At 35.9% G+C, this 23,941-nt stretch carries 24 protein-coding genes and 1 pseudogene; 14 read left to right on the top strand and 11 right to left on the bottom strand.

Going from position 1 to position 23,941, the window contains the following annotated elements:
- The coding region (locus CRG87_RS08295) for an FAD-dependent oxidoreductase (protein ID WP_409454860.1) at positions 1-101 on the bottom strand (101 nt) is incomplete at its 3' end.
- 101 nt (positions 102-202) lie between these two features.
- On the opposite strand from CRG87_RS08295, the gene CRG87_RS06495 reads away from it, so the two are divergent.
- The 7 genes and pseudogenes from CRG87_RS06495 to CRG87_RS06460 all read left to right on the top strand — a co-directional run.
- A complete protein-coding gene (locus CRG87_RS06495; RefSeq protein ID WP_074426229.1) occupies positions 203-1,102 on the top strand; it encodes a LysR family transcriptional regulator in 900 nt (299 codons plus the stop codon).
- 95 nt (positions 1,103-1,197) lie between these two features.
- Positions 1,198-3,918, top strand: a complete 2,721-nt coding sequence (locus CRG87_RS06490) for a sigma 54-interacting transcriptional regulator (protein ID WP_074426230.1) — start codon at positions 1,198-1,200, stop codon at positions 3,916-3,918.
- A 173-nt stretch (positions 3,919-4,091) separates the two neighbouring features.
- Positions 4,092-4,586, top strand: a complete 495-nt coding sequence (locus tag CRG87_RS06485) for a PTS sugar transporter subunit IIB (protein WP_046307937.1) — start codon at positions 4,092-4,094, stop codon at positions 4,584-4,586.
- 1 nt (position 4,587) lies between these two features.
- Positions 4,588-5,379: a PTS mannose/fructose/sorbose/N-acetylgalactosamine transporter subunit IIC gene (locus tag CRG87_RS06480; protein ID WP_046307936.1), complete on the top strand. Its 792-nt coding sequence runs from the start codon at positions 4,588-4,590 to the stop codon at positions 5,377-5,379.
- Between the two features lies 1 nt (position 5,380).
- Positions 5,381-6,199, top strand: a complete 819-nt coding sequence (locus CRG87_RS06475) for a PTS system mannose/fructose/sorbose family transporter subunit IID (protein ID WP_046307934.1) — start codon at positions 5,381-5,383, stop codon at positions 6,197-6,199.
- A 9-nt stretch (positions 6,200-6,208) separates the two neighbouring features.
- Positions 6,209-6,613, top strand: coding sequence for a PTS sugar transporter subunit IIA domain-containing protein (locus CRG87_RS06470; protein WP_074426231.1), 405 nt, complete (start codon positions 6,209-6,211; stop codon positions 6,611-6,613).
- A 321-nt stretch (positions 6,614-6,934) separates the two neighbouring features.
- Positions 6,935-7,882: pseudogene (locus CRG87_RS06460) on the top strand (glycoside hydrolase family 172 protein); the annotation flags it as partial.
- A 181-nt stretch (positions 7,883-8,063) separates the two neighbouring features.
- Here the strand turns inward: CRG87_RS06460 and CRG87_RS06455 are convergent.
- Positions 8,064-9,056 carry a GMP reductase gene (locus CRG87_RS06455; protein ID WP_046307928.1) on the bottom strand — a complete coding sequence of 331 codons (993 nt, stop codon included), beginning with the start codon at positions 9,054-9,056 and terminating at the stop codon, positions 8,064-8,066.
- 194 nt (positions 9,057-9,250) lie between these two features.
- Between CRG87_RS06455 and CRG87_RS06450 the strand changes: the two genes are divergently transcribed.
- The 5 genes from CRG87_RS06450 (at position 9,251) to CRG87_RS06430 (ending at position 14,018) form a co-directional block, all read left to right on the top strand.
- On the top strand, positions 9,251-10,540 hold the full coding sequence (locus CRG87_RS06450; protein WP_074426233.1) for an adenylosuccinate synthase: 1,290 nt from the start codon (positions 9,251-9,253) through the stop codon (positions 10,538-10,540).
- A gap of 3 nt (positions 10,541-10,543) precedes the next feature.
- A complete protein-coding gene (gene purB / locus CRG87_RS06445; RefSeq protein ID WP_074426234.1) occupies positions 10,544-11,839 on the top strand; it encodes an adenylosuccinate lyase in 1,296 nt (431 codons plus the stop codon).
- A gap of 154 nt (positions 11,840-11,993) precedes the next feature.
- Positions 11,994-12,452 carry a LytTR family DNA-binding domain-containing protein gene (locus tag CRG87_RS06440; protein WP_046308190.1) on the top strand — a complete coding sequence of 153 codons (459 nt, stop codon included), beginning with the start codon at positions 11,994-11,996 and terminating at the stop codon, positions 12,450-12,452.
- 2 nt (positions 12,453-12,454) lie between these two features.
- Positions 12,455-13,183 (top strand): LiaF transmembrane domain-containing protein, encoded by a 729-nt coding sequence (locus CRG87_RS06435; protein ID WP_074426235.1) that lies wholly within the window; start codon positions 12,455-12,457, stop codon positions 13,181-13,183.
- Between the two features lie 97 nt (positions 13,184-13,280).
- Positions 13,281-14,018: a hypothetical protein gene (locus CRG87_RS06430; RefSeq protein ID WP_207763438.1), complete on the top strand. Its 738-nt coding sequence runs from the start codon at positions 13,281-13,283 to the stop codon at positions 14,016-14,018.
- Between the two features lie 40 nt (positions 14,019-14,058).
- On the opposite strand, the gene CRG87_RS06425 is transcribed toward CRG87_RS06430, so the two are convergent.
- On the bottom strand, positions 14,059-14,790 hold the full coding sequence (locus CRG87_RS06425; protein WP_074426237.1) for a LysR family transcriptional regulator: 732 nt from the start codon (positions 14,788-14,790) through the stop codon (positions 14,059-14,061).
- Positions 14,791-14,893: 103 nt separating this feature from the next.
- Here CRG87_RS06425 and gap point away from each other — a divergent pair, with 103 nt between their 5' ends.
- Positions 14,894-15,913, top strand: a complete 1,020-nt coding sequence (gene gap / locus CRG87_RS06420) for a type I glyceraldehyde-3-phosphate dehydrogenase (protein ID WP_074426238.1) — start codon at positions 14,894-14,896, stop codon at positions 15,911-15,913.
- A gap of 159 nt (positions 15,914-16,072) precedes the next feature.
- Here gap and CRG87_RS06415 read toward each other — a convergent pair whose 3' ends face one another.
- From CRG87_RS06415 to thiD, 8 genes are all read right to left on the bottom strand, one after another.
- A complete protein-coding gene (locus CRG87_RS06415; RefSeq protein ID WP_074426239.1) occupies positions 16,073-17,302 on the bottom strand; it encodes an alpha-L-fucosidase in 1,230 nt (409 codons plus the stop codon).
- 62 nt (positions 17,303-17,364) lie between these two features.
- Complete coding sequence (locus CRG87_RS06410; protein ID WP_046307915.1) at positions 17,365-17,703, bottom strand: PTS lactose/cellobiose transporter subunit IIA; 339 nt, start codon at positions 17,701-17,703, stop codon at positions 17,365-17,367.
- A gap of 10 nt (positions 17,704-17,713) precedes the next feature.
- The gene (locus CRG87_RS06405) at positions 17,714-18,808 is read right to left on the bottom strand and encodes a DUF871 domain-containing protein (protein ID WP_074426240.1); all 1,095 of its coding nucleotides are present in this window, start codon (positions 18,806-18,808) and stop codon (positions 17,714-17,716) included.
- A complete protein-coding gene (locus CRG87_RS06400; protein ID WP_074426241.1) occupies positions 18,808-20,070 on the bottom strand; it encodes a PTS sugar transporter subunit IIC in 1,263 nt (420 codons plus the stop codon). The genes CRG87_RS06405 and CRG87_RS06400 overlap by 1 nt, the downstream gene beginning before the upstream one ends.
- A complete protein-coding gene (locus tag CRG87_RS06395; protein WP_074426242.1) occupies positions 20,070-20,378 on the bottom strand; it encodes a PTS sugar transporter subunit IIB in 309 nt (102 codons plus the stop codon). The genes CRG87_RS06400 and CRG87_RS06395 overlap by 1 nt, the downstream gene beginning before the upstream one ends.
- A gap of 151 nt (positions 20,379-20,529) precedes the next feature.
- The gene (locus CRG87_RS06390; protein WP_074426243.1) at positions 20,530-21,504 is read right to left on the bottom strand and encodes a LacI family DNA-binding transcriptional regulator; all 975 of its coding nucleotides are present in this window, start codon (positions 21,502-21,504) and stop codon (positions 20,530-20,532) included.
- Between the two features lie 113 nt (positions 21,505-21,617).
- On the bottom strand, positions 21,618-22,286 hold the full coding sequence (locus CRG87_RS06385) for a type 1 glutamine amidotransferase (RefSeq protein ID WP_046307904.1): 669 nt from the start codon (positions 22,284-22,286) through the stop codon (positions 21,618-21,620).
- Between the two features lie 68 nt (positions 22,287-22,354).
- The gene (thiD, locus tag CRG87_RS06380) at positions 22,355-23,167 is read right to left on the bottom strand and encodes a bifunctional hydroxymethylpyrimidine kinase/phosphomethylpyrimidine kinase (RefSeq protein WP_371258111.1); all 813 of its coding nucleotides are present in this window, start codon (positions 23,165-23,167) and stop codon (positions 22,355-22,357) included.
- Between the two features lie 147 nt (positions 23,168-23,314).
- Here thiD and CRG87_RS06375 point away from each other — a divergent pair.
- Positions 23,315-23,941, top strand: a 627-nt coding sequence (locus CRG87_RS06375; protein WP_265734328.1) for an FGGY family carbohydrate kinase, incomplete at its 3' end; no start/stop codon positions are given.

Raw genomic sequence — 23,941 nt, 5'->3', positions numbered from 1 at the left:
TCGACAAGTAATGTTTTAAGGCTTTTATCTGCTGCCTCTGTTGCTGCTGCAAAGCCGGATAAACCACCACCAATAACTACAACATCATAATTATCTGTCATTTTGCTTTTTTCCTTTCTACTATTACACATTAATAGTATTCCCTGGGAAATAAGCTGGTTTTTAAAAATTGGAATATGTTATTACTAAAAGGAATAATAAAATGAATTTCACACAACTTCGATGTTTTATTTACGTTGCTGATAACCTAAGTTTTACGACAGCAGCACGCAAACTTAATTTCTCACAATCAGCAATTTCCAAAAACCTTAACGATTTGGAAAAAGAACTTAAGACCCGTTTACTTGTCAGAAACCCTCATAAGATTGCTTTAACTTTAGATGGTGAGTATTTTTATCAAGTTGCAGTTAATATTCTTAAAGAAAAGGATAATGCAATTTTAAATATCACTAAATCGCATCAAAAGGAATTGTTTGGCAACGTGAATATAGGTCTGGATTATTCGCCTTTTGAGCGGTCCTTTCTACCTACTTTGATAAGGCAATGTAAACCAACCAGTTTTGACTTTACAGTTAATTACTTAGGTGATTATGTTTCTCAACTAACAGATGGCAAGGTTGATATTGCTATTCTTTCCGATGATATTATTAAGAGTGCTTCAGGACTGAATTTTGTTTCTCTAATTTCTGGTGAGTTTGTCTTAATGTATAATGCAAATGCTAACTTTGATTTTGGCAAAAAGGTGAGTATTACTGAACTGAAAAACACTTGTGTATTAGTTCCCTTTACTGATCGCTCATATCCAAGTATTTACCACCTTAATCAAGTGCTATGCCAAAAACTTAATACAGAAAATATTAAAACAGTTGATAATTATTTTTTGATGTACGATTATATTTCAGCTTCAGTAAATCAAGTTGCAATTATGCCTAATTTTGTAGTTGACCTTAATAAAAAGGGATTTAAATACTCTTACTTAAACTATAGTGATCCTTTTTCCTATGGAGTGGCATATCCGAAGCATAAAGAGAATAATATGTTATTTCAAAGAATCATAGCCATACTAAAAGAAATAGTACCCACTAATATACTGCCTAAATAAAGCTGTTTAGGTATTGGTGACTTTGATATTCTAACTTGAACAGTTTCTATAAAACCGCTAACATAGTGATAAGATTATGTAATGGGGAAATTAGCATGAATGTAAAAGAACAACTGCTAGAAATAATTAAGAACGAACATCAAGATGAAGATCATTATCTAACGACGAATCAATTAGCTGAAAAAATTGATATTAAGCGTAATACTGTCAGCCATTATTTAAATCAATTAGTTAAAGAAAATAAATTAATTAAAATAAATACTCGTCCAGCTATCTTTATTGATAAGGAGACTGCTGAGAAAAAAGCAAAAGGTGAGTTAAAAAATGAATATGATAGTATTCAAAGCTTACATAGCGAATATCAGCATCAAGATGTTTTTGCTAGTGTAATTGGGAATGATAAATCTCTTTATAGTCAAATAAAGAAATTGAAGGCAGCGGCCTCATATCCGGGAAGTTTGCCTGTACTAATAAATGGTCAAACAGGAACGGGTAAAAGCTATATTGCTAGAAAGTACTTTGATTATTGTGTAGCAGAGGGATATATTCCTGCGGATGGTAAATTTGTTAGCTTTAACTGTGCAGAATATGCTGATAATCCTGAATTACTAACTAGCACGCTTTTTGGCTATATCAAAGGAGCCTTTACTGGTGCCGATGATGACCATCGTGGTCTTTTCGATGATGCAGATGGAGGTATGCTGTTTTTAGATGAAGTGCACCGACTTGATCCTAAAGGACAAGAGAAATTGTTTTCTTATCTTGATACGGGAATGATTTCACCGTTAGGTGATGCTGGTAAAAATAAAAAGGTTAACGTTAGACTAATATGTGCTACAACGGAAAATGTTGAAAGTAATTTTTTAGCGACTTTTATCCGGCGAATACCAGTACAAATTACTATGCCACCGTTAAATGAACGGACAATAAATGAAATTAGTGCTTTAATTATTTATTTTTATATAGAACATGCAAAAAAAATAAATAAGGCAATCAAAATTAATAATCAAGTCTTTTCTACGTTAACCAATACAAGTTTCACAAATAATATTGGCCAATTGAAAAATGATGTGCTTTTGTCAGTAGCCAGTGCTCTTGAGAAGAATCCTCAAGCAGATACTGTAAGTATCAAGCTTGCCGACTTACCGCAATCTATTTTGCTTACAAGTGCTAATGAAGAAGAAGTGCTAACGCCTAGCAAAGCTGACCTGATTATCAGACCCAAAAGCAATGTTGCAGACTTTTTAGAAAATCAGCAGCGTGATAGTTACATCAAAAAAACAATTGAAAAAATCTTTCTGCTATATAAGCAGGAAGATTTTGCAAATTTTAAAACTAAGTCCTTTGAGGCAATCAATTCATTATGTGATTATTTGATTTTTAAAAAAGATGATTTGAATATAGGTGAGTTGCCGCTTGAATTAATCAAGAACATGCTTAACCGCAAGGTGGGGTATCTTCAAGATAACCTTAATAATGATTTCAATGGGAATATTATAGTTGCTATTTCTTATTATTTTTATTTCCGTCAGGAAAACCATTGGCAGGTTACTATTGAGGATAGTAAGTTAGTTGATGAAATAATCGGTAAAATGAATGAGGCGAATTATATTAAACCAGTTGTGCAGCTGATTATAGACACGATTGGTAACACCTTGAATTTATACACTGATGAAATTGATCAATTATTTTTGACCATATACCTTGAAAGCGTCCAACGCGAAAAGAATTCAGATCTAATTCATTGTATATTACTAGCACATGGATATTCAACGGCAAGTAGTATTGCGGACACAGTTAATAAAATAATTGGTGAGCCGCTACTTGATTCATTTGATATGCCTATTGATATTAAACCTGAAGACATTGCACAAAAAGTGTCAGATTACATTCATGTTCGTCATGTAAAAGATGGCATAATTTTAATGGCTGATATGGGTTCATTAGAAAAAATTCCTGAGTTGTTAAAAACAGAAATAAATTTTCCAATTGTAATATTTAATAATGTTTCAACACAGTTAGCATTATTTGCAGCTGACTATATCAAAAAGAAAAAGCCAATTGAAGCAATGATTAAAAATATGAACGATAGTATTCATAATGATTATCGAATTATTTATCCTAAAATGATTAAACAGGATGTAATTATTGTTTGTTGCACAACTGGTGTGGGTACAGCAATCAAAATCAAAGATATGATAAAAGAAAGTTTGCCAAGCAAAACAAAAGTTGTAGTTAAAGCTTATTCCTATGATTCATTAAAAATTGAAGATCAAGAAAATGCAATTAAGCGTAAATACAACATCTTGACAATTATTGGAACAGCTAATCCTGAATATCAAAACATCCCATTTATTTCGATTGACCAGTTAGTGAACGGTTCCAAACTTAATGTATTAAAAGATGTACTGAAGGGCGATTTAAACAGTCACGATTTATATGAGTTTAATGATTCTATACTCAGGAACTTTAGCATTGAACGTGTTATTAACTCATTAACAATTTTAGACACCAAAGCAGTGATTAAAAATATTGGAACATGCATTGAACGGCTAAACAAGTGCTTGGACAAGAGGTTATCTAATCAAACTGTAATGTCTCTATATGTTCATATTAGTTGCATGATTGAGCGAATTATCCGCAATCAGTCACTAGAAAATGGTCCACGTGATTTTCAGGAAGACCAAAATAACAAAAAGGGGATGGCTGATATTCGCATGGCATTAAAGCCGCTTGAAGAGATTTATAATATAAAGATACCTTTAACCGAGATTCAATATATCTATGAACTAGTATTTAATTCTGGAAATCAATAGAAACATCTTTTGACACTGTAATTTTGTTTATCGATATAGTGTCAAACTAGCAAACGAAAAAGAGAAACCAGCAGTATATAGCACTGCTGGGTTTTTTTTAGACACTAACTTGGCACGATAATTGCTAATAAAATGGTGAAAGCAATAAACATTATTCTTAAGGAGGAATAAGCATGAGTGTTGTATTAGCAAGAATAGATAATCGGTTGTTACATGGAATCATTGTAACGCAATGGGCGCCACAGTCAGGATCCAATCGTGTAATGGTAATTGATGATGATACGGCAAACAATGCGGTTAGCAAGGCAACTATGAAAATGGCTCGCCCAGCTGGTAATGCAATTTCAATCATTACAGAAGAAAAAGCACTAACTAATTTTAAGAGTGGAAAATATGATCCAGAGAAATTACTTATTTTGGCTAAGGAGCCTAAAACTTTTCTCGATTTAGTTAATAGTGGGGTCAAAATTGACAAACTAATTATTGGTGGAACAACTGCACGTGAAAACGGCATTGAAATTTCAAAAAGGGCATTTGCAGATGATGCTGAAATTGAAGATTATGAAAAATTACTAGAAAAGGGTGTTGAACTAATTTCACAGTATGTTCCTGCTGATAAAGAAGTTGTTGTGACCAAAGAGTTTTTAGAAGATAGGAAGAATAAATAATATGCACTTTACAGTTTTACAAATAATTCTTTTAACGCTTTTAGCTTTTATTAAGCATATTGATTACTACGGTATACCGATGCTATTTGTCAATTATCCTGTATTTTGGGGTTTATTTACAGGTATCATCATGGGCGATGTTCAAACAGGTTTATTAGTTGGTGGTACAGTTCAACTAATGTCATTGGGTGTAGCTGGCTTTGGTGGTTCATCAGTACCAGACTACGGAACGACTGCAATTATCGCAACTGCCTTTGGTGTTTCGATGGGTAAGAGTGCCGGTTTAGCAATCGGATTACCCGTTGGGATGTTAGGTGTCCAATTAGATGTTATCGTTAAGATTTTGAACGGTTTCGTTGCTAAAAAAGCTAAGAGCTATGCTGATGCACGTGAATTTAAAAAGATGAACGCCGTAACATGGTTAGGACCAATCTTCTTTGGTTTGTCTGCAGCTATCCCTGTTTTCATTTCAGTTACTTTAGGCCAATCAGCTGTTAACTTTATACTACAAGTTATGCCGAAATGGTTCATGAGTGGTTTAACAATTGCTGGTGAAATGTTACCTGCTGTCGGAATTGCAATGTTACTTAACTATATGCCTACCGGTAAATTAGTTAATTACTTATTAATTGGGTTCTTCTTGGCAGCCTTCTTAAAAGTTCCAATTATCGGTGCTGCAATTATTGGTTTTGCCGCTGCATTTTCAACTTACAAACAAGCTGAAAAAGAAGGTCAGGCTAGAGCAGCAGCTGATGCTGCAAATGTAACTTCTGGTATTGGAGAGGATGAATAGAATGAATAAGAAAAATCAAAAAGATGTTTATGGTCCAATTGTAACTAAGAAAGACTTACACAAGGCTAATTACCGCTGGCTGATGAGTGTTGAGACATACAATTATGAAACTCAACAAGGTGCTTCTGTAGCCTATGCATTGTCTCCAATTTTGCGTAAAATATATAAGAATGATGATGATTATGTAGAAGCTTTGGACAATCATTTCCAATACTACAATACTCAACCTTGGCTTGCTGCTATTGTTTTGGGTGCTTGTGTGGCAATGGAAGAAAAGCAAGGTTTAGCTGCTAAGACCGCAATTAACGATTTTAAAGTTGGTACAATGGGACCATTAGCTGGAATCGGAGACTCATTATTAATGACAATGATTCCAACGATTATGGGTTCAATTGCTGCCTATATGGCTTTACAAAATAATCCATTTGGAATTTTGCTTTGGGGAGTTCTAATTGCAATTATCTTTTTCCTTCGTATGCATTGTTTCGAGTTTGGTTATCGTCAAGGGTCAAAAATTATTACCGAATACGGTGATAAAATTAATTATTTAACAGAAGCTGCTTCTGTTTTGGGAATTACAGTTGTTGGTTCATTAATTGGCTCGGTTATCTCAGTTACTTCACCATTAAAATTTCAGTTTGGTAAAGTTTCAATGCAGATTCAACCAATGTTAGACAAAATATTGCCACAAATGATTCCGGCATTACTTGTTTTGTTAGCTTATAAGCTATTGAAGTCAAAGAAACTAAGTATGACTTGGGTTATTTTGTTATTTATTGTAATCGCAATGTTTGGAGCAGCCTTTGGATTTTTAAAGTAAGGAATACCTATGAAGAAAATAATTGTTATTACTCATTACACGCTGGCAAAAGGCTATCAAGAAACGTTAACTGGTTTAACAAGCGATCAAAAAATTGTCTCTTCGATTTGTGCGTACATGGATAATGAAGGAACAGATGAATTGAAGGATAGAATTAGCAAATTGCTTAATCCAGATGATGAGTTTTATTTGCTGACAGATTTAGGTTTTGGTAGCGTTAATCAAGTTGTTAGTCAATTCATGTCTGACAATGTTCACGTGATTACGGGCGTTAATTTGCCCTTCACGCTTGAGCTCGCTTTAGCAGTAAAAAATAACCAACCAATCAATATTGCTAATATGGTTGATGAAGCAAGACAACAATTATTTCAGGTATCAATGATTGATTCAACTGGCGATGACGATGATGAATAGGTGAGATGATGAGCACTTTAGATGACGTATTACACTTTAAAAATGAAAAAAGCAGAACGATTTCTGCTGAGAATAAAACGGGTGCACCTGGTCAAGCTGCAATGGCAACTGGTAAGTTAGGGCCACAAAGAAAGGGTAGTGCTGATATTTCGCTAGAAGAAGGCGAAACGGTCACTTTAGCTGATATTGATGGTCCAGGTGAGATTCGTCATATGTGGTTTACCGTTACAGATAAAACAACTATGGGTAGCTTTGTACTGAGGGATTTAGTCTTAAGAATGTACTGGGATGATGAGGAAACTCCTTCCGTTGAAGTTCNATATTGATGGTCCAGGTGAGATTCGTCATATGTGGTTTACCGTTACAGATAAAACAACTATGGGTAGCTTTGTACTGAGGGATTTAGTCTTAAGAATGTACTGGGATGATGAGGAAACTCCTTCCGTTGAAGTTCCACTAGGCGATTTCTTTTGTAATGGTTTTGGAACACGCTGTATTGTGAATTCTGTGCCAATTGTTGTTAATCCAATTGGCGGAATGAACTGCTACTTTAAAATGCCTTTCAACAAGCACGCTAAAATTACTATTACTAATGAGCATCCAGCATTTATAAAGCATTTTTTCTACACTATTAATTATGTAGAGAAACCTGAACCAGAGGATGATTTATTGTATTTCCATGCTTATTGGAATCGTGAGGATCCAGTTAAAAAAGGCCAAGATTACACTTTGATTGATGGTGTTAAAGGTAAAGGCTACTATGTTGGAACCTACATGGCACTTTGTGCACTGCAAAGGTATTGGTGGGGTGAAGGCGAATTTAAATTCTATATTGATAACGATGAACAATATCCAACGGTAACTTCAACTGGTGCTGAAGACTACTTTGGAGGTGCATGGGCCTTTCAAAAGCAAGAGTATGGTCATCTACCGGAGACTTATACTTATTCAACACCATATCAAGGTTATCCATTCCATGAAACTCAAGACCATACTAGAGATATGTTCAGTGCGGGTAAGCCTGATCCTAACTCAGTTCACGCTTGCGGAAATGATGGACTACCACAGCACGGTTTGTATAGATGGCATTTGCCTGATCCAATTGCTTTTTCTGAAAGCTTAAAAGTTACTTTCCAGGATATCGGTAATAACGACATTACTTTGTATGAACGTTCTGATGACGTTTCAACTGTTGCATATTGGTATCAGAGCGAGCCGCATAATCCTTTCCGAAAATTTTTATCAAGAGAAGAACGGTTACCTAGATAAGATGTATTTATTAAGGCACTGGTATTATCGCAAGATAATGTCAGTGCTTTTTTATTGGAAAAATGTGCACAAAAAAATCCCAGTACTGACTACCTAACAATACTGAGATAAATACCATTTTAACGGAAATACTTATTTAATGCCACTGCAAATTAATAATAACAATAAAAAATTATTATAATTATTTGTCACCACTCATAATAGTGTTTTTAACAATAACGTAATCAACTAATTTAATAGAACTGAGGTCTTTTCCACCTGCGTAGGAGATAGAAGACTGTAAATCTTCTTCCATTTCTGTCAAAGTATCAGCAATTGAACCACGGTATGGCACTAACATTTGCTTTCCTTCAACGTTACGATAAGCGCCCTTTTGGACCTCTGAAGCAGATCCCCAGTATTGCTTATATGTCTTGCCATTGATTTTGATGACATTACCAGGAGATTCTTCATGACCAGCAAGCATTGAGCCAATCATTACCATTGTCGCACCAAAGCGAACAGATTTAGCAATATCGCCGTTATAACGAATACCACCGTCAGCAATCACAGGTTTACTTGCAACTTTACTACACATTCTTAAAGCGGCTAATTGCCAGCCACCTGTACCAAAGCCAGTTTTTAGCTTGGTAATGCAGGCACGGCCAGGACCAACACCGACTTTAGTGGCATCTGCTCCTGCGTTTTCTAACTCGCGAACTGCTTCTGGTGTTGCTATGTTTCCAGCAGTTAAAAAAGTGTCAGGCAATTTTTCCTTGATGTACTTAATCATGTCGATGACATAAACAGAATGACCATGTGCAACGTCAATCGTGATGTATTCTGGAACAATGTTTTCTTCGCTTAATTGATCGATAAAGTCGTATTCGCCTTGTTTAATTCCTACTGAAATTGATGCAAATAGTCCTTTTTCGTGCATCATTTTAATGAAGTCAAGGCGCTTTTCAGGCTGAAAGCGATGCATTACATAGTAATAACCATTTTTGGCCAACCAAACAGCAAGTTCATCATTAATGACACTTTCCATGTTAGCTGGCACAACTGGAATTTTAAATGTTCGGTTTCCAAACTTAACACTTGTGTCTGCATCGTGTCTACTTTTTATGATCCCCTTATTGGGAACAAGCTGAATGTCATCATAGTCAAAAGCTTCCACACTAAAATAATTACTCATGAGTAAATTAGCTCCTATATAAATCTTGGTTTTGAACCAAATTACTATAATCAAAAAGCCTTTTTTTGTCAATATAAAAATCGAACTATTTAAAATAACTTTGTGCTTATAATTCGCATTTAAATTTGACTACATAGCTATAAATTGCTAGACTATTTACGTGATATTTGTAGATTTTGATGAGGTGAATGAAAATGACAGCAGTTGCAGTTGTTGGAAGCCAATGGGGCGATGAAGGAAAGGGTAAAATTACCGATTTCCTTAGTAAGGAAGCTGCTTATGCAGTTCGCTCGAATGGTGGTAATAACGCTGGACACACAATTGAAATTGATGACCAAACTTTCAAAATGCGCTTGATTCCATCCGGAATTTTTGCATCAGCTAAGGGTGCGGTTATTGGTAATGGTGTAGTAATTAATCCAGAAGTATTACTAGGTGAAGTAGAGAGCCTAGAAGAAAGTGGAATTGACACCAGTAAACTAAAGATTTCTAACCGTGCGCATATTATTATGCCGTACCATATTTTGCAAGATGAGTACCAAGAAGAAGCCAAAGGTGCAAACAAGATTGGTACTACCAAAAACGGTATTGGCCCGGCATATATGGATAAGGCATCTAGAATTGGTATCAGAGTTTGTGACTTGCTTGAAAAAGACACCTTTGAAGAAAAACTACGAGCTAATTTAAAAGAGAAAAATGAACTCTTTACCAAAGTCTATGGTAAAGATGCACTTAAATTTGATGACATTTTTGACCAATACTATGAATATGGTCAAAAAATGAAGAAATACGTTACTGATACCTCAGTTTTGGTTAACGATGCGCTTGATAACAATGAAAAAGTTTTGTTTGAAGGTGCTCAAGGAATTATGCTTGATATTGATGAAGGAACATATCCATTTGTTACTTCATCAAACTCAATTTCAGGTGGAATTGCCAGTGGAATGGGTGTAGGTGCTAATCGCTTAAACACAGTAATCGGTGTCTGCAAGGCTTACACAACTCGTGTAGGTGCTGGACCATTCCCAACTGAACTTAATGATGAAACTGGGGATTTAATTCGTGAAACTGCACATGAGTATGGAACAGTTACAGGACGGCCACGTCGTGTGGGTTGGTTCGATTCAGTTGCTTTGCGTCACGCTAAACGCGTTTCTGGAATTAATGGACTTAGCCTTAACTTGCTAGATATTTTTAGTGGTTTTGATACAGTAAAAATTGCTACAGCATATGAACTTGATGGCAAAGAAATCGATTACTACCCAGCAAGCTTAAAGGAACTAGACCGTTGCAAGCCAGTTTATGAAGAACTTCCTGCTTGGCAAGAAGATATAACTGGTGCAAAATCTTGGGATGATTTACCAGAAAATGCTCAAAAGTTTTTAAACCGCATTTCTGAATTAGTTGATATTCCACTAGTAACAGTTTCGGTTGGTCCTGAACGTGAACAAACGATTGTTTTACGAAATCCATGGGAAATATAATCTATGCTAGAACGTTACACACGCCCAGAGATGGGCAAAATTTGGTCAGATGAAAACAAGTATGCTGCTTGGTTAAAAGTCGAAATTGCGGCTACTAATGCTTGGTGTGAAGCAGGAGAAGTTCCAAAAGAAGATGCAGAAAAGATAGCTAAGAATGCTAGCTTTACTGCTGAAAGAGTAGCAGAGTTGGAGCAGGTGACGCATCATGACGTTGTTGCTTTTACGAGAACGGTATCTGAAAGCCTTGGACCTGAGAAAAAGTGGGTTCATTTCGGTTTAACCTCAACTGATGTTGTTGACACTGCACAAGGATATATATTAAAACAAGCAGATGAGATCATTCGTCAAGATCTGCATGAATTAAAAAAGACGATTGCTGAAAAGGCGCGTAAATATAAGAATACTGTAGAAATGGGCCGGACACATGGTGTCCAAGCCGAGCCAACAGCTTTTGGCTTGAAACTTGCCCGGTGGTATGCGGAAATTAATCGTGATATCGAACGTTTCGAGCATGCAGCTAAAGGTGTTGAATCAGGTAAAATTTCGGGTGCAGTTGGTACTTTTGCTAATGTTCCGCCAGAGATTGAAACGAGTGTTTTAAATCAGTTAGGATTAACGCAACAACCAATCACCAGTCAAGTTTTACCACGTGATTTGCACGCTGAGTATATTGCTACTTTAGCATTGATTGCTACTAGTATTGAAAATTGGGCAACTGAAATTCGTGGACTGCAACGTTCAGAGATCCATGAAGTTGAAGAGCATTTCCGTGCTGGGCAAAAAGGTTCATCTGCGATGCCGCATAAGCGTAATCCAATTGGTTCAGAGAATCTTTGTGGAATGGCACGAGTACTGCGTGGACATATCGTAACGGCATATGAAGATGTAACGCTATGGCATGAGCGGGATATTTCTCATTCAAGTGCTGAGCGTATCATTTTACCTGACAGCACTATTGCAATTGATTATATGTTAGATCGATTTAACCGAATTTTGACTAACCTTGATGTCTTCCCAGAAACAATGCTCAAAAACATGGACAAGACATATGGCCTAATCTATTCGCAACGCTTACTGCTGAAACTAATTGATGAAGCAGGTCTTTCTCGTGAAGATGCTTATGATATGGTTCAAAAGCTTACAACTAAGTCATGGAATGAAGGAATTTCATTTAGAAAACTAGTTGAAGAAAGTAAAATAATGGATTATTTGTCAGAAGCTGATGTAGCGGATGCATTTGATTATCATTATCATTTACGTCATGTTGATGAGATCTTCAAAAAAGTTGGACTAGAATAATTAAAAAGCAGTTCATTATGATATGAACTGCTTTTTGTTTGCCTATAATTGTCCACTTAGTTCGAGATAATTGCCACTTGGACAAAAAGGCTAGATTTAAAATAAAAATAATAGTTTAATTAAATCATTAAGTAATGAAGGGCAGGTGAGAATTGTGAAAATAAAAATAGAACTAAATCCTGATTTAGATGATGAAGATACATGTGTAACTATTAATGCTAAAGCTGTTACTCCAGAAGTTGAACAGATATATCAGCAATTACAGGGGATTAATAGTCATCCTGATCAAATTGAAGGCAAAAAAGAGAATGTTTCTTATTATCTGAGCTTGAACGAGATTTTATTTTTTGAAACTGAAGATAAGCAGGTAATTGCACACACGTGCAGGGATGCATTTATTGTTGATTATAAACTGTATGAACTGGAGAAGTTATTAAGTAATCAGTTTATGCGTGTTTCAAAGTCAACCATCTTAAATTTAAATCAAATTTATTCATTAACACGTTCAATTTCGAACTGCAAAATTAATTTTCGCGATTCTTATAAAACTGTCTATGTTTCGCGGCACTACTATCGTAATCTAAATGATCGACTCAATGAAAGAAGGTCTTAATAATGAGAAAGCATAAAATTAGAGAACTATTTTGGGGGTTGGCATTCGTTGCTGCAGCTGTTTTCTTAGTTCTTAACCAATTACATTTATTAACATTTCATTTGGGAATAGGCACAATTATCTGGACAATAGTCTTTGGTGTTTGCTTAATTGAAAGTGCCATAAATAAGAGCTTGTTTGGGGCAATTTTCTCAATTGCTTTTCTATTAATTGTTTATGCAAAGCCACTACATATCGTGAAGCTCGTTCCATGGACAATTTTAATCGCAGCACTATTACTTTACATCGGTTTTACAATGATCTTCAAAAAAAGCTTCTGGCCTAAATTTTATTTTGGCTATAAAAAAGATGATTCTGATCAAGGCGATTTTACTGAATCTAGCACCAGTACGATTGAGGGCGAGGATATAGTAATTAATCAGCATTTATCATCCGTTTCGCGTTATGTTCATTCACAAAATTTACGTAGAGTTACGGTTAACTCATCTTTAGGCGAAGCCGAGATATACCTTGATCAAGCTAAACCTGCAGGCGCATTTATCACTATGGATATTAATGCTTCGTTAGGAGAAGTAGAGATTTACATTCCTAAATCATGGAAAATTGATAGCAGGAGACTAGATGTGACTTTGGGCGAACTAGAGATTAACGGGGAGTCAACTGGTGGAGGACCTACTTTAGTTCTAACTGGTCAGAGCAGATTAGGAGAGTTAGAAATTTACTATGTATGATGAATTATTAGCTGACGTTATTGAGGATAGGGAAATCAAAACTGCAACAAAGCAATATCCTCAAAACGTGAGAACTTATTGCCTGGGAAATAAAATAGTGGGTATAAGTACTTACTGGAAAAATGGATTTCATCCTTATTCTTTAAGTTTTGCAGCTTATCTCAGCCCTAACTTTTCCGCATCAGAGTTAGAACGAGTTTATCTTCAAATTGTTGCAGACTTAACTAAGAAGGCGCAGCAGGAGAACTGCCAGGCTTTGATTACTTATGACTACGCGCCACAGTTACTTTTCAATTTTTTAGCGCAAGATGCTGGCTTCAACTTGATTCGGAAAACGGTTGAACCCAAAATGTCATTGCAAAGTGCTATGGAGGGCTTAACACCAATAAAGAAGAGCAACTTAAAAGCTATTACTTTACGCCAAGTACAACTTGATTCTGAGATGCGTGAAAAAATAGCGCAAATTTCTTTTAGGGATTATCAGAGAAATCACTTAGCCAATCCAGTAGCTGAAATACCTCTAGCTGAATGGGATAACATGGTTTTTGCAGATCAGTTAGAAGATGCACCATTAGCATTGGTTTCTATGAATCAAATTGAGGCGTATTGCTTTTCTTTTGAAGATAATCCAAAAGAACTAACATTAGGTTGGATGGGAGCAGGTGACTTGAGTAGATTAATGGAGTTACAACAAATATTGTTACTGTGGGCAAACAAGAACTTTCAAGTTTTATCTGGAGAGTTTGATTCGACTGATCAGCTTTCAATGAAAACATATCAGCAATATGCATTTGAACTTTGTCCAGTTTATGAGACATATTTAAAATGGCTATAGAAAAAGACGCTATTACTTTAGTAATGAGCTCCGTTTTCTATTAAAACTGATAGCGGTATGAATAATAAGGAATTTCCCAAGTTTGCTTATTTGCTGGGACCAAATCATCACTGATTAAGTATTTTGGCAGAAGTGCTGTTGCTTTGCCTTGCTTCACTAGTTGCAAGATCATCTCGAGTGAATCAATTTCGATGATTTCGCTTTTATTTGATGCTAGCTGTAAAGTTAAATCTCGAAACGGACAATTGAAATCAGCATTGATTGCGACAGGTATTTTTTTGTTTTCAGTGCCTTTTCCAGTTAAAAAGCAGGACTGCAAACTACTTTTCTCTGTTAATAGGTAGTTGGAGGAGCTAATTGGAACGAAAGTCATTACAATATCATAGGTCTTTTTAGTCAGCATTTCCTGAATCGCATCAGTATTTTTAATAATCACTTCGTAGCGATCAATTAAGAACTTGGTCTTCTTAGTAATCAGATAGCCAAAAAGAAGTTCAGCAATCAAGATTTGTGGTTTGCTGGTTGTTAAGCTCGCTTTTAAGTCCTGATAATTTTGTAAGGTTGTAGTTGCAAATTTGTACATTTTTTCTCCGCTGCTAGTTGGTCTAACACCTAAATTAGAACGAACAAAAAGTGGAGCATTAACTTCTTTTTCAAGGGCTTTAAGTCGTGCGGTAATATTTGATTGGGTATAGCCAAGCTTTAATGCAGCTTTGTTGATTGATTTTAGCTCATAAATTGTTTTAAAAATAGATAAATCGTTAAAGTTCATGTTACACCCTATTATTAAAAGTGATAACCCTATTACAATCTAGGATTATGCAGAGCGATTTTTGTCTAATATACTAATCATGTAATCAAAGGGGGAACATAATATGACTACAAAAATTGGTATTAATGGTTTTGGCCGTATTGGCCGATTAGCTTTACGTCGGATATATGACATTGATAGTAAAGATTTGGAAATCGTTGCAATTAACGATTTAACCTCACCAGCTATGTTAGCACACTTGCTAAAATATGATACAGCACATGGCAATTTTAAGCACGATGTTTCTGCAACAGATGATAGTATTGTGATTGATGGAAAGAGTATTCCAGTATACGCTGAAAAAGATGCGGCTAAAATACCTTGGGTTAAAAATAACGGAATAGAAATTGTACTTGAATGTACAGGTTTTTATACTTCTACTGAAAAGGCTCAAGCTCATCTAGATGCAGGAGTGAAAAAAGTTTTGATTTCTGCTCCAGCAGGCAACATGAAGACAATTGTCTATAATGTTAATGATGACCAGATAAAGCCAGATGATCGAATTCTTTCAGCGGGTTCATGTACAACTAACTGTTTAGCACCACTTGCTAAAGCTATGAATGATGAATTTGGCATCAAAGAAGGAATCATGACCACGCTTCATGCTTATACCGCCACACAAATGCTACAAGATGGTCCAGATCGCGGAGGCAATGTACGTAATGCTCGTGCTGCGGCTGCTAATATTATTCCACATTCAACTGGAGCTGCTAAGGCAATTGGCTTGGTTATTCCTGAACTAGAGGGCAGACTAACAGGTATTGCTGAACGTGTTCCGGTAATTACTGGTTCATTAACTGAGTTAGTAGCAGTTGTGGAAGAAAAAGTAACAGTTGAAGAATTCAATAGAAGAGTTAAAAAGCATACTGAGAACAGTGTAACTTTTGGCTGTAATGAAGACCAGATTGTTTCTTCTGATATTATTGGGACAGAATATGGTTCTGTCTTTGACCCAACTTTGACTCAGGTTGTTTCAGGTAAAGACGGTGGTCAAATAGTTAAAGGTTATGCTTGGTATGATAACGAATCAGGCTTTGTAGCACAAATGATTCGTACCTTGGAGAAAGTCGCAAAAACAAACTAAACTAATTTTAAAATCATATTCTAAATAAAAGTAAACTCCTAAACTGAGACCAACAGTTTAGGAGTTTTTATTGATTTTCCTAATAAGCAAAAATAGCTCCGAATTATTTTCGGAGCTATTTGTTTATGAATGCTTTAGTTAATAAGTTTGAAATTAAAATCAATAATAAATTTTAGCTACACGCTCAACCAAGTTGGTTCCGTACTCAAATCCATTTGCTTCAATTTCTAATGTGTTAGTTTTAGAATTTTGCTTAAATTGGACTTCTTGCTGGTTATCGAGCCAACTTATACGGGTTATTGGGCGCGAAGGGTAATCATTAAAAATAAGTTTGCGATTTTCCTCACCGCCAAGTACAACATTACTGTTACCGATATTGCCTAAATTATCAACAAACAAGTAATCACCTTTGATAAAGTCATCATCATTTGAACATGTTTTATATGTTGGATGTTCAAAATTATTGGTATGATAGATTGCTTCGTGGTTGATGGCCATCCAGGCTCCGACTAGTTCAATCATTGACTGACAGTGAATATTTAGAGAACCATCGAATTCAGGTCCAACATTAATCAATAAATTTGCCCCAACTTTTCTAGTACGGCAAATTTGTTCGATTAAATCGTGAGCGGAAAGGTAGTTAAGGTCATTTTGAGCGTTACCCCAGTGTTTGTTGAGAGTTAGCGATGTTTCAGCGGCTAAATAGCGGTCGTTTTGAATATGTGTAATGGACTTAGGATCACCACGTTCAAAGGTTAAAACATCAACATCTCTTCCTTCACTTGTTCCTTGCTTCTCTAAGCCCGTATTGTTAGTAATTATTGCATTAGGCTGTAGTTGCCTTATTTTATCATAAAGTTGCTGTTCTTGCCAATCAGCATTGGGTTTGTCCCAATTTCCGTCAAACCAAAAACCACCAATTTCACCATAGTTGGTACATAAAAGTTTAATTAACTCGCGTAGCTCTGATAAATAACCAGTAAAATCATTATTATATTTATCGTTATTCCAGTCATAGGTAGCGTAATAAATAAAAGGAGAAATGTTTTGTCGATGACATTCATCAGTAAAGATTTTAATTACATCTTTACTAAAGGGAGTATGAATGCTATCAAAAGAGTTGATTCCTTTAGTATCAAAGAGATAAAAGCCATCATGATGTTTAGCTGTTAGGACAATGTACTTAAAGCCACTCTTTTTTGCTAGTCTAACTAAATTACGAATATTTTCTTCTGCAGGATTAAATTCATTAAAAGCTGCTTGATATTCTGGGATATTTAAAATGTTTTGTGACCATTCACCCTTAGAGAACTTGGAATAAAGTCCCCAATGAACAAATAAGCCAATACCCATTTTTTCAAAGTTTGCGATTTTATTTTCTATTTTCATTATTTCTACTTTCAACTATTTGTGAATTGTTGAATCAACTAATAGTTTTGTGGGATAAAATATTAGTTGCTCTGATTCTGTAGTTCTTGCTTTAACTTTGCTAATTCTAAGTTAGTTTTGATCAATTCTGTTGCAAAGTCTAAAAAACTTTCAGCGGTAATCATCTGATCCTCAGCATGCATATACAGGGGATCAATTTTGCTATCACCTGTTTTGGCAAAATCTGATAGTGCTTTTAAGTGGCTGTTTTGAGCCTGCTTAAGCTCTTCTTTTGCTGAATCAAGTAATGGTTGTGGGTCTTCATTACCTGAGCGAGAGCGCGACACTGCTTCCATAATTTCAGCTTTTGCTTGACCAGAATGACTGATAATTTCAAAACTAATTTCTTCTAAACCTTCCATAGTTACTCCTTTAGTAATTGCTGAGATCAATAAATTTAAATTTATCCCATGGTTTAATAAAATCAATGAATTGCAAATCGCTAGGAACAATTTGTGCAACAACGTTTTTTAGATGGTCGCTGTTATCCATTTCTTGCTTAACGATATTTAGTTCGCCTTTATACTGATCGAAATCATTGTTACCAATTGTGATCATTCCGGGCTTTAACTGATCTACTGGATTATTAACAGGTAAATCCTGCTTATTATATTTAAGTTTTACAAATGTAGAACGAACGGCATAGCTGTTAATATCTCCACGGTTAAAGTGTAAGTTTTCTAAAACAATTTCTTTTTCAAGAGCAGTTGCAGTTGGAGTAAATTCGACGAAAAATTGTGGCACTTGTGAATCAAGTTTAGCAATTTTTGCTAGTTCATCATCACTAGCGAAGGCGTTACCAATAATCACATCATCAATTAGCTGTGTATTGATTAAGTACTGTGCTTGCTTTTCAATAGGTAAATTGCGGTGAATTTCTAGCGTAGGCAAACCTGCATTATATGCATGTGGTCCGATTTCTCCAGCGTTAGAAGATACAAAGGCAGCAGTTCTTATACCCATATCATGGTATTTGCGAGTGGTTTCCAAAAAGTAGTTAGTGTCTAGGCCAGTGTATCGTTGAGGATAAAAATTGTGGCAGCCGATAATTTTTTCTTTGTTTGGACTATAGCTAAAGATATTAGCCAAATTTCCTGTGTCATTACTAATGTTAACTTCAATTGATAAATCTTCAGGGTTATAAGTCATGATTGACTCAGGCATACCATCAAAATTTGAATCTAGACGTACAATATCGGCTCCAAGCTCTTTAAAAAAGGATAAGTCGTTGTAACTAACATTTAAGCTGTCAAATAAGCCTGGGTTAACGTCTAAGCTAACCCACATACCTTTTTCGTGAGCATGAAGCAGGACTTCTTTAAACTTATTTAGAATAGCTTCTTGATCGTCATTAAGCTCTAGTAAACTGGTGAAAAGTCGACTATATCCTAGTTCCGCAGCACGATCGATATAGTTGATACATTCTTTCACGCTACTTTTATTTGGATAAACCGAAATTCCGTACATTATTCTTTTGCTCCTTGCTCTAGTTTCAGTTGATTATTATCGAACATCTTGAAGAATGGGTAGTAAATAACTAGGGAAATCAAAATGTTAACAATACATAAAACGATGGCGCGCCAATCAAATCCTGTTGCCATCCAAGCGCCAATTGGTCCGGGCAAAGTCCAAGGTGCAACTGCGGTTGTATAAGCTACAAGATGTAATTTCATTGCCACATAAGTCATAGCTGCCATTGCAGTAGGTGCTAAAACAAATGGAATAGCAAAGTATGGGTTCATAATGATTGGAATACCGAAAATCAGAGGTTCGTTAATGTTGAAAATTGCTGGTACCAAAGTTACAGCACCCATTGTTTTACTAAACTTAGATTTTCCAGCAAAAGCTAAAAGAATTGCGAGTGAAAGGGTAGCACCAGCACCACCAATCCAAACAAACCATTGGAAAAACTGCTCCGTCATGAAGTGAACTGGAGCTTGACCATGAGCAACTGCAGCAACGTTAGCGTTAAGGTTAGCATACCAGTATGGGTAAAGAATTGGTGTAGCAATAACCATTCCGTGTACACCAAACAACCAAATGATAGTGATTAAGAACACAGGAATGATTGCTGATAAGAAGTTATCACGGCCAAAGTAACCAATTGGTGAGAATACCCAGGTTAAAATGGCATTAATATCAAGCTTGAAGATTTCTTTCAAAACGAATGAAACGACAATAATTAAAATACCAGGAAGTAGGGCACTGAACGATTTACCAACAGCAGCTGGTACACCATCAGGCATCTTGATTACCCAATTGTGTTGAGTGAAGAGACGAACAACTTCAGTCGAAAAGATTGCACAAAGAATGGCAGTAAAGAGTCCTTGAGCCCCCATATTACCAATTGACATGTAAGTTCCAGGTGCAATACCGGCCTTGGCTTTATCAAGGACAATTGGATTAATTGCTAAGATAAAAAATGACATTTCGGCCAAAACACTAGTTGAGATTGGGTCAATTTTATAGTACTTCGATAAATGTGAGGTAATTGAAAAAACACAATAAATCGCCATCAAGTTGATGGAATAATACATTGGTACTGATAGCATTGATGCATATGGTTGAATAAAGTTTTTCCAAGCATCAATTGGCAAGTTTAATAAAATAGTGAAAAATGAGCCAATAATTGATACAGGGATAATTACTGACATACCGTCTCTGATAGCAGTCAAGTAGCGGTTGTTAGCAACTTGCCCCATTTTTGCAGAAATCGTATCAAAATTCATTATTCTGTCTCCTTTACGATTAGCTCATACAATTTGTCCACTTTAGCGGGAGTATACATTGTCATTGGAATCAAAACGAACTTGGCATTCTTTTCTGCTGCTACTTCTTCGAAGTCATTCTTTTTAAAAGACACTTGAGGTGCTAGTAAAATCACTTGATAGTCGTTTTCATTCAAGTCATCTTCAACTTTGTCAATACTAGTTTCGTGGACATTCCAGTCTTGCTGATGGCCAGCAGCTTCTTTTGCTAAAGCTGTTGCCAAAATTGATGAACTCATGCCACCGCCACATGCTAATAAGATATTCATTTTTTCCTCCTTAACTTGAATCGATTCAAGTTTTAACAAAATAAAAAATTTAAATCTCATCATTTCTAAAATAATACAGATACTTTAAAAATGAATCATTTCAAATTACAGGTTAATTATAAGCTCAATAGTGGGTAAAAGCAAGCGCTTTCTATTTTAAGCGAAGAATATTATTACAGTAAACGGTCTGAAAATCACTGCTATTTGGTTTGGATAGGCGATTAATTAATAGTTTTCCTGCGGTTGTGCCTATTTGATCGACAGGCTGTTCAATTGAACTTATTTCAGGGAAGAAGAGATCATTAACAAAAAAGTGATCGTATACAAGAAATTCAATTTTAGGGTGTAAGTTACTTTCACGATAGGCTTTGATTGCCCCTAGAGACATATAATAATTGATAATAAACAGAGCATCGAGATCTGGATTTTTAGTAATTAGTTCGTTAAAACCATCACAACCTGATTGAATGGAATAGTCACCGATCCAAATTGTTGTTTGATCGTTTTGAAGTTGATGTTCCTTTAGAGCATCTTCATAGCCACGTTGTCTTTCCCGCGAAATGTAGTTTTTAGCCGTTCCGGTGATGATGCCGATTTTGTGATGACCCTTATTAATTAGGTAGTTAACACCAATTTTTGATGATTCATAGTTATTAACTACAACAACATCTGATTTGAGGCCTCTGATTGGCGCATCGATTGCAACAATTGGAATATGTTCTGCAGCCACTTTTTTCAGCATTTTGGTAGCAAAATCTTGGTGGAAGACAATAATGGCATCAACTGAGTGATCCAATAAAAAGTCCAACTTTTGTTCAAAACGTTTTTTATCATCATGGTAATCGCAAACAATGATGCTGTAGCCAAATTGTTCAACGTAAGCTTCAATTGCTGAAACGATGGACATAGAAAAAAAGTCAGTTAGTTGATTAATTACAATTCCAATTGACATAGTCTTGTTTTTCTTTAAACCACTGGCAATAATATTTTGATGGTAATCCAGTTGTTCCATTGCTTTTTTGATTTTTTCTGCTGTGCTTTTTCTTTGCTGTTTACCGTTTAGGTAATTTGAAACAGAGCCGATAGAGACACCGGCAAGTGTTGCAACGTCTTGTGCTGTTGCCACAACTATCACCTTTTTGCTAAAAATTAATCTAATTATTGTTTTGATTAAAAAAGAAATCGTTAAATATTCCCGCTTGAAAACAGAAAAAATTAACGATTACTTTTTCATTATATTTATGCGCTAACTCGTTCATCGTGCCAAGATAAAATCATTTTGACAATGGCATTAGCAACATTGAGATTTTTTAAGAGCGGACCATGTGAATAGGTTCCGATAAAATTGCGGTAGCGGAGCCCTTCAACATGATCTTGGGGATTATTGCCGTAACCTTCAATCATTTCACCCAGGGGATGCAACTTATCTGAATCGTCAAAGTAAGTCTGACCGGAGTGGTTTTCAAAGGCTCTAACTTCGCCCCATTCACTCATATAGCGGGTATCGCCAATCATTCGCTTATCTGCTTTAAAAACGGTATGAAACGGTAGAATGTCTAGGCCTTTAATTGTGACACCGGAATTAGTTTTGTAATAAGTGCCAACAAGCTGATAGCCACCACAAACTCCTAGCATCGGCTTACCGTCATTGATGTATTTAGTTAAAGTTTCCTTGTGTCTTGGCAAGTCCTTAGCAATGACCGTTTGCTCAAAGTCCTGACCACCGCCAAAAAAGACGAAGTCGTAGTCAAAGGCATTAAATTCATCACCTAAAGAGACGTTATCAATTTGGGTTGAATAGCCTTGCTTTTTTAACAAGTAGCGAATGATTTTGACATCTCCGGAATCACCGTAAGTATTCATCAAATCTTCGTATAAATATGCAATTTTAATTGTTTTGTTTGCCATAAAAACCACTCCAACTATTACTATCTCGTTAAAGTATATCTTAAAGGAGCAGGAGGGGCAAAAGATAATTACTTCGTATCTTCTTGCGCTGCGAAATGATTAATTGGACCATATTTTGAGCCGACTTCAATTGGGTGGGCAATTGCTTCATAAGTAAATTCCTTGGCAATCCTGACACTATCAAGAATAGAATTGCCTTTAGCTAATTCAGCGGCAATAACGGCGGATAGGGTATCTCCTGTGCCGTTAATTCTTTCAGTATTGATGAAAGGCTTGGTGAATTCGTAGAACTTACCATCTTCAGCTAGTAACACGTCAGTTACCTTAGACTGACTGGTATCGTCATGGCGGCCCTTCATTAAGACATTTTTAGCACCCATTGCTTGCAGTTTCTTAGCACCTTGACGTACTTCATCTGGTGTAGCTAATTCAAGTCCAGTTAACTTTTTCTGTTCATAAAAATTAGGCGTAATGATGTCAGCTAGTGGCATCAGGTCGTCTAAAAAGGCCTGATAAGCATCATCATCTAAGAGGGTATCACCATGTTTGGTCATAATAACGGGATCAAGGACAATTTTACCCATGTCATATTTACGCAGATTTTCAGCAACACAGCCAATAACTTCTTTGTTGGCAAGCATACCAGTCTTTAATGCATCAATTTTGAAGTCGTCATTTAAGACTTCAAATTGCTTTTGGATAAATGGAATAGGCATAACTTCTTGCGCAAAAATACCAGTAGTGTTCCCAGCAACTGCCGCAGTTAGTAATCCCATTCCGTACACTCCACGTGCGTAAAACGAGTGGAGATCGGCAGTCATGCCTGCACTACCATCGCTATCGTTTCCCGCAATGGTTAGAGCAATAATTTCTTTTTTCATTATTATGTATCCTCTTTTTAATCAAAACTTTATGTCCCAAGTATAACGTAAAACAGGTGTAATGTTATAATTATTTCTTGTAAAAAAAGCGGCAAATAGTAGAATTGTAGTAAATCGCTTTCTTCTAGGAAGGAAACACAACACAATATGTTAAAAGAATACATTATGGCAATTGATGAAGGTACAACATCAACTAGAGCAATGATCTTTGATCATGAGGGCCACAAGGTTTCTGCTTCACAAAAGGAATTTTCACAGTATTTTCCGCAACCCGGTTGGGTTGAACATAAGGCCGAAGAAATCTGGCACGCTGTTCAAACTACCATTGCTAATACCATTATAAATTCGGGAATTCGCCCAGAACAAATTAAGGGAATTGGGATTACAAATCAGCGTGAAACGACTGTTATTTGGGATCGAAAAACTGGTAAACCGATTTATAATGCAATTGTTTGGCAGTCAAGACAGACCACAGAATTGGCGGAGAAGCTCAAGGCTGATGGTTATGGTGAGATGATTCATAAGAAAACTGGTTTAATCATTGACCCGTATTTCAGTGCAACTAAGATTCGTTGGATTTTGGATCACGTTGAGGGCGCACAAGAAAAAGCCGAAAAGGGAGATCTTCTATTTGGCACCATTGATAGCTGGTTATTATGGAAGTTAACTGATGGTGAAGCTCACATTACGGATTACACCAATGCATCAAGGACAATGCTTTTTAATATCCACGACTTAAAGTGGGATGATGACATTCTTGAGTTACTCAACATT

The sequence above is a fragment of the Lactobacillus apis genome, assembly GCF_002837055.1.
Taxonomy (GTDB): domain Bacteria; phylum Bacillota; class Bacilli; order Lactobacillales; family Lactobacillaceae; genus Lactobacillus; species Lactobacillus apis.
This window is presented reverse-complemented; position numbering and strand designations above follow the sequence as displayed.

What these genes read in the sequence shown, in the direction of transcription:
- thiD (WP_371258111.1), bottom strand. Translation starts at nt 23,167, where the DNA reads ATGAAAAAAGAAATTATTGCTCTAACCATTGCGGGAAACGATAGCGAT.
- CRG87_RS06400 (WP_074426241.1), bottom strand. Translation starts at nt 20,070, where the DNA reads ATGAATTTTGATACGATTTCTGCAAAAATGGGGCAAGTTGCTAACAAC.
- gap (WP_074426238.1), top strand. Translation starts at nt 14,894, where the DNA reads ATGACTACAAAAATTGGTATTAATGGTTTTGGCCGTATTGGCCGATTA.
- CRG87_RS06480 (WP_046307936.1), top strand. Translation starts at nt 4,588, where the DNA reads ATGCACTTTACAGTTTTACAAATAATTCTTTTAACGCTTTTAGCTTTT.
- CRG87_RS06385 (WP_046307904.1), bottom strand. Translation starts at nt 22,286, where the DNA reads ATGGCAAACAAAACAATTAAAATTGCATATTTATACGAAGATTTGATG.
- CRG87_RS06490 (WP_074426230.1), top strand. Translation starts at nt 1,198, where the DNA reads ATGAATGTAAAAGAACAACTGCTAGAAATAATTAAGAACGAACATCAA.
- CRG87_RS06415 (WP_074426239.1), bottom strand. Translation starts at nt 17,302, where the DNA reads ATGAAAATAGAAAATAAAATCGCAAACTTTGAAAAAATGGGTATTGGC.
- CRG87_RS06485 (WP_046307937.1), top strand. Translation starts at nt 4,092, where the DNA reads ATGAGTGTTGTATTAGCAAGAATAGATAATCGGTTGTTACATGGAATC.
- purB (WP_074426234.1), top strand. Translation starts at nt 10,544, where the DNA reads ATGCTAGAACGTTACACACGCCCAGAGATGGGCAAAATTTGGTCAGAT.
- CRG87_RS06410 (WP_046307915.1), bottom strand. Translation starts at nt 17,703, where the DNA reads ATGGAAGGTTTAGAAGAAATTAGTTTTGAAATTATCAGTCATTCTGGT.
- CRG87_RS06495 (WP_074426229.1), top strand. Translation starts at nt 203, where the DNA reads ATGAATTTCACACAACTTCGATGTTTTATTTACGTTGCTGATAACCTA.
- CRG87_RS06435 (WP_074426235.1), top strand. Translation starts at nt 12,455, where the DNA reads ATGAGAAAGCATAAAATTAGAGAACTATTTTGGGGGTTGGCATTCGTT.
- CRG87_RS06395 (WP_074426242.1), bottom strand. Translation starts at nt 20,378, where the DNA reads ATGAATATCTTATTAGCATGTGGCGGTGGCATGAGTTCATCAATTTTG.
- CRG87_RS06405 (WP_074426240.1), bottom strand. Translation starts at nt 18,808, where the DNA reads ATGTACGGAATTTCGGTTTATCCAAATAAAAGTAGCGTGAAAGAATGT.
- CRG87_RS06450 (WP_074426233.1), top strand. Translation starts at nt 9,251, where the DNA reads ATGACAGCAGTTGCAGTTGTTGGAAGCCAATGGGGCGATGAAGGAAAG.
- CRG87_RS06425 (WP_074426237.1), bottom strand. Translation starts at nt 14,790, where the DNA reads ATGAACTTTAACGATTTATCTATTTTTAAAACAATTTATGAGCTAAAA.
- CRG87_RS06470 (WP_074426231.1), top strand. Translation starts at nt 6,209, where the DNA reads ATGAAGAAAATAATTGTTATTACTCATTACACGCTGGCAAAAGGCTAT.
- CRG87_RS06475 (WP_046307934.1), top strand. Translation starts at nt 5,381, where the DNA reads ATGAATAAGAAAAATCAAAAAGATGTTTATGGTCCAATTGTAACTAAG.
- CRG87_RS06455 (WP_046307928.1), bottom strand. Translation starts at nt 9,056, where the DNA reads ATGAGTAATTATTTTAGTGTGGAAGCTTTTGACTATGATGACATTCAG.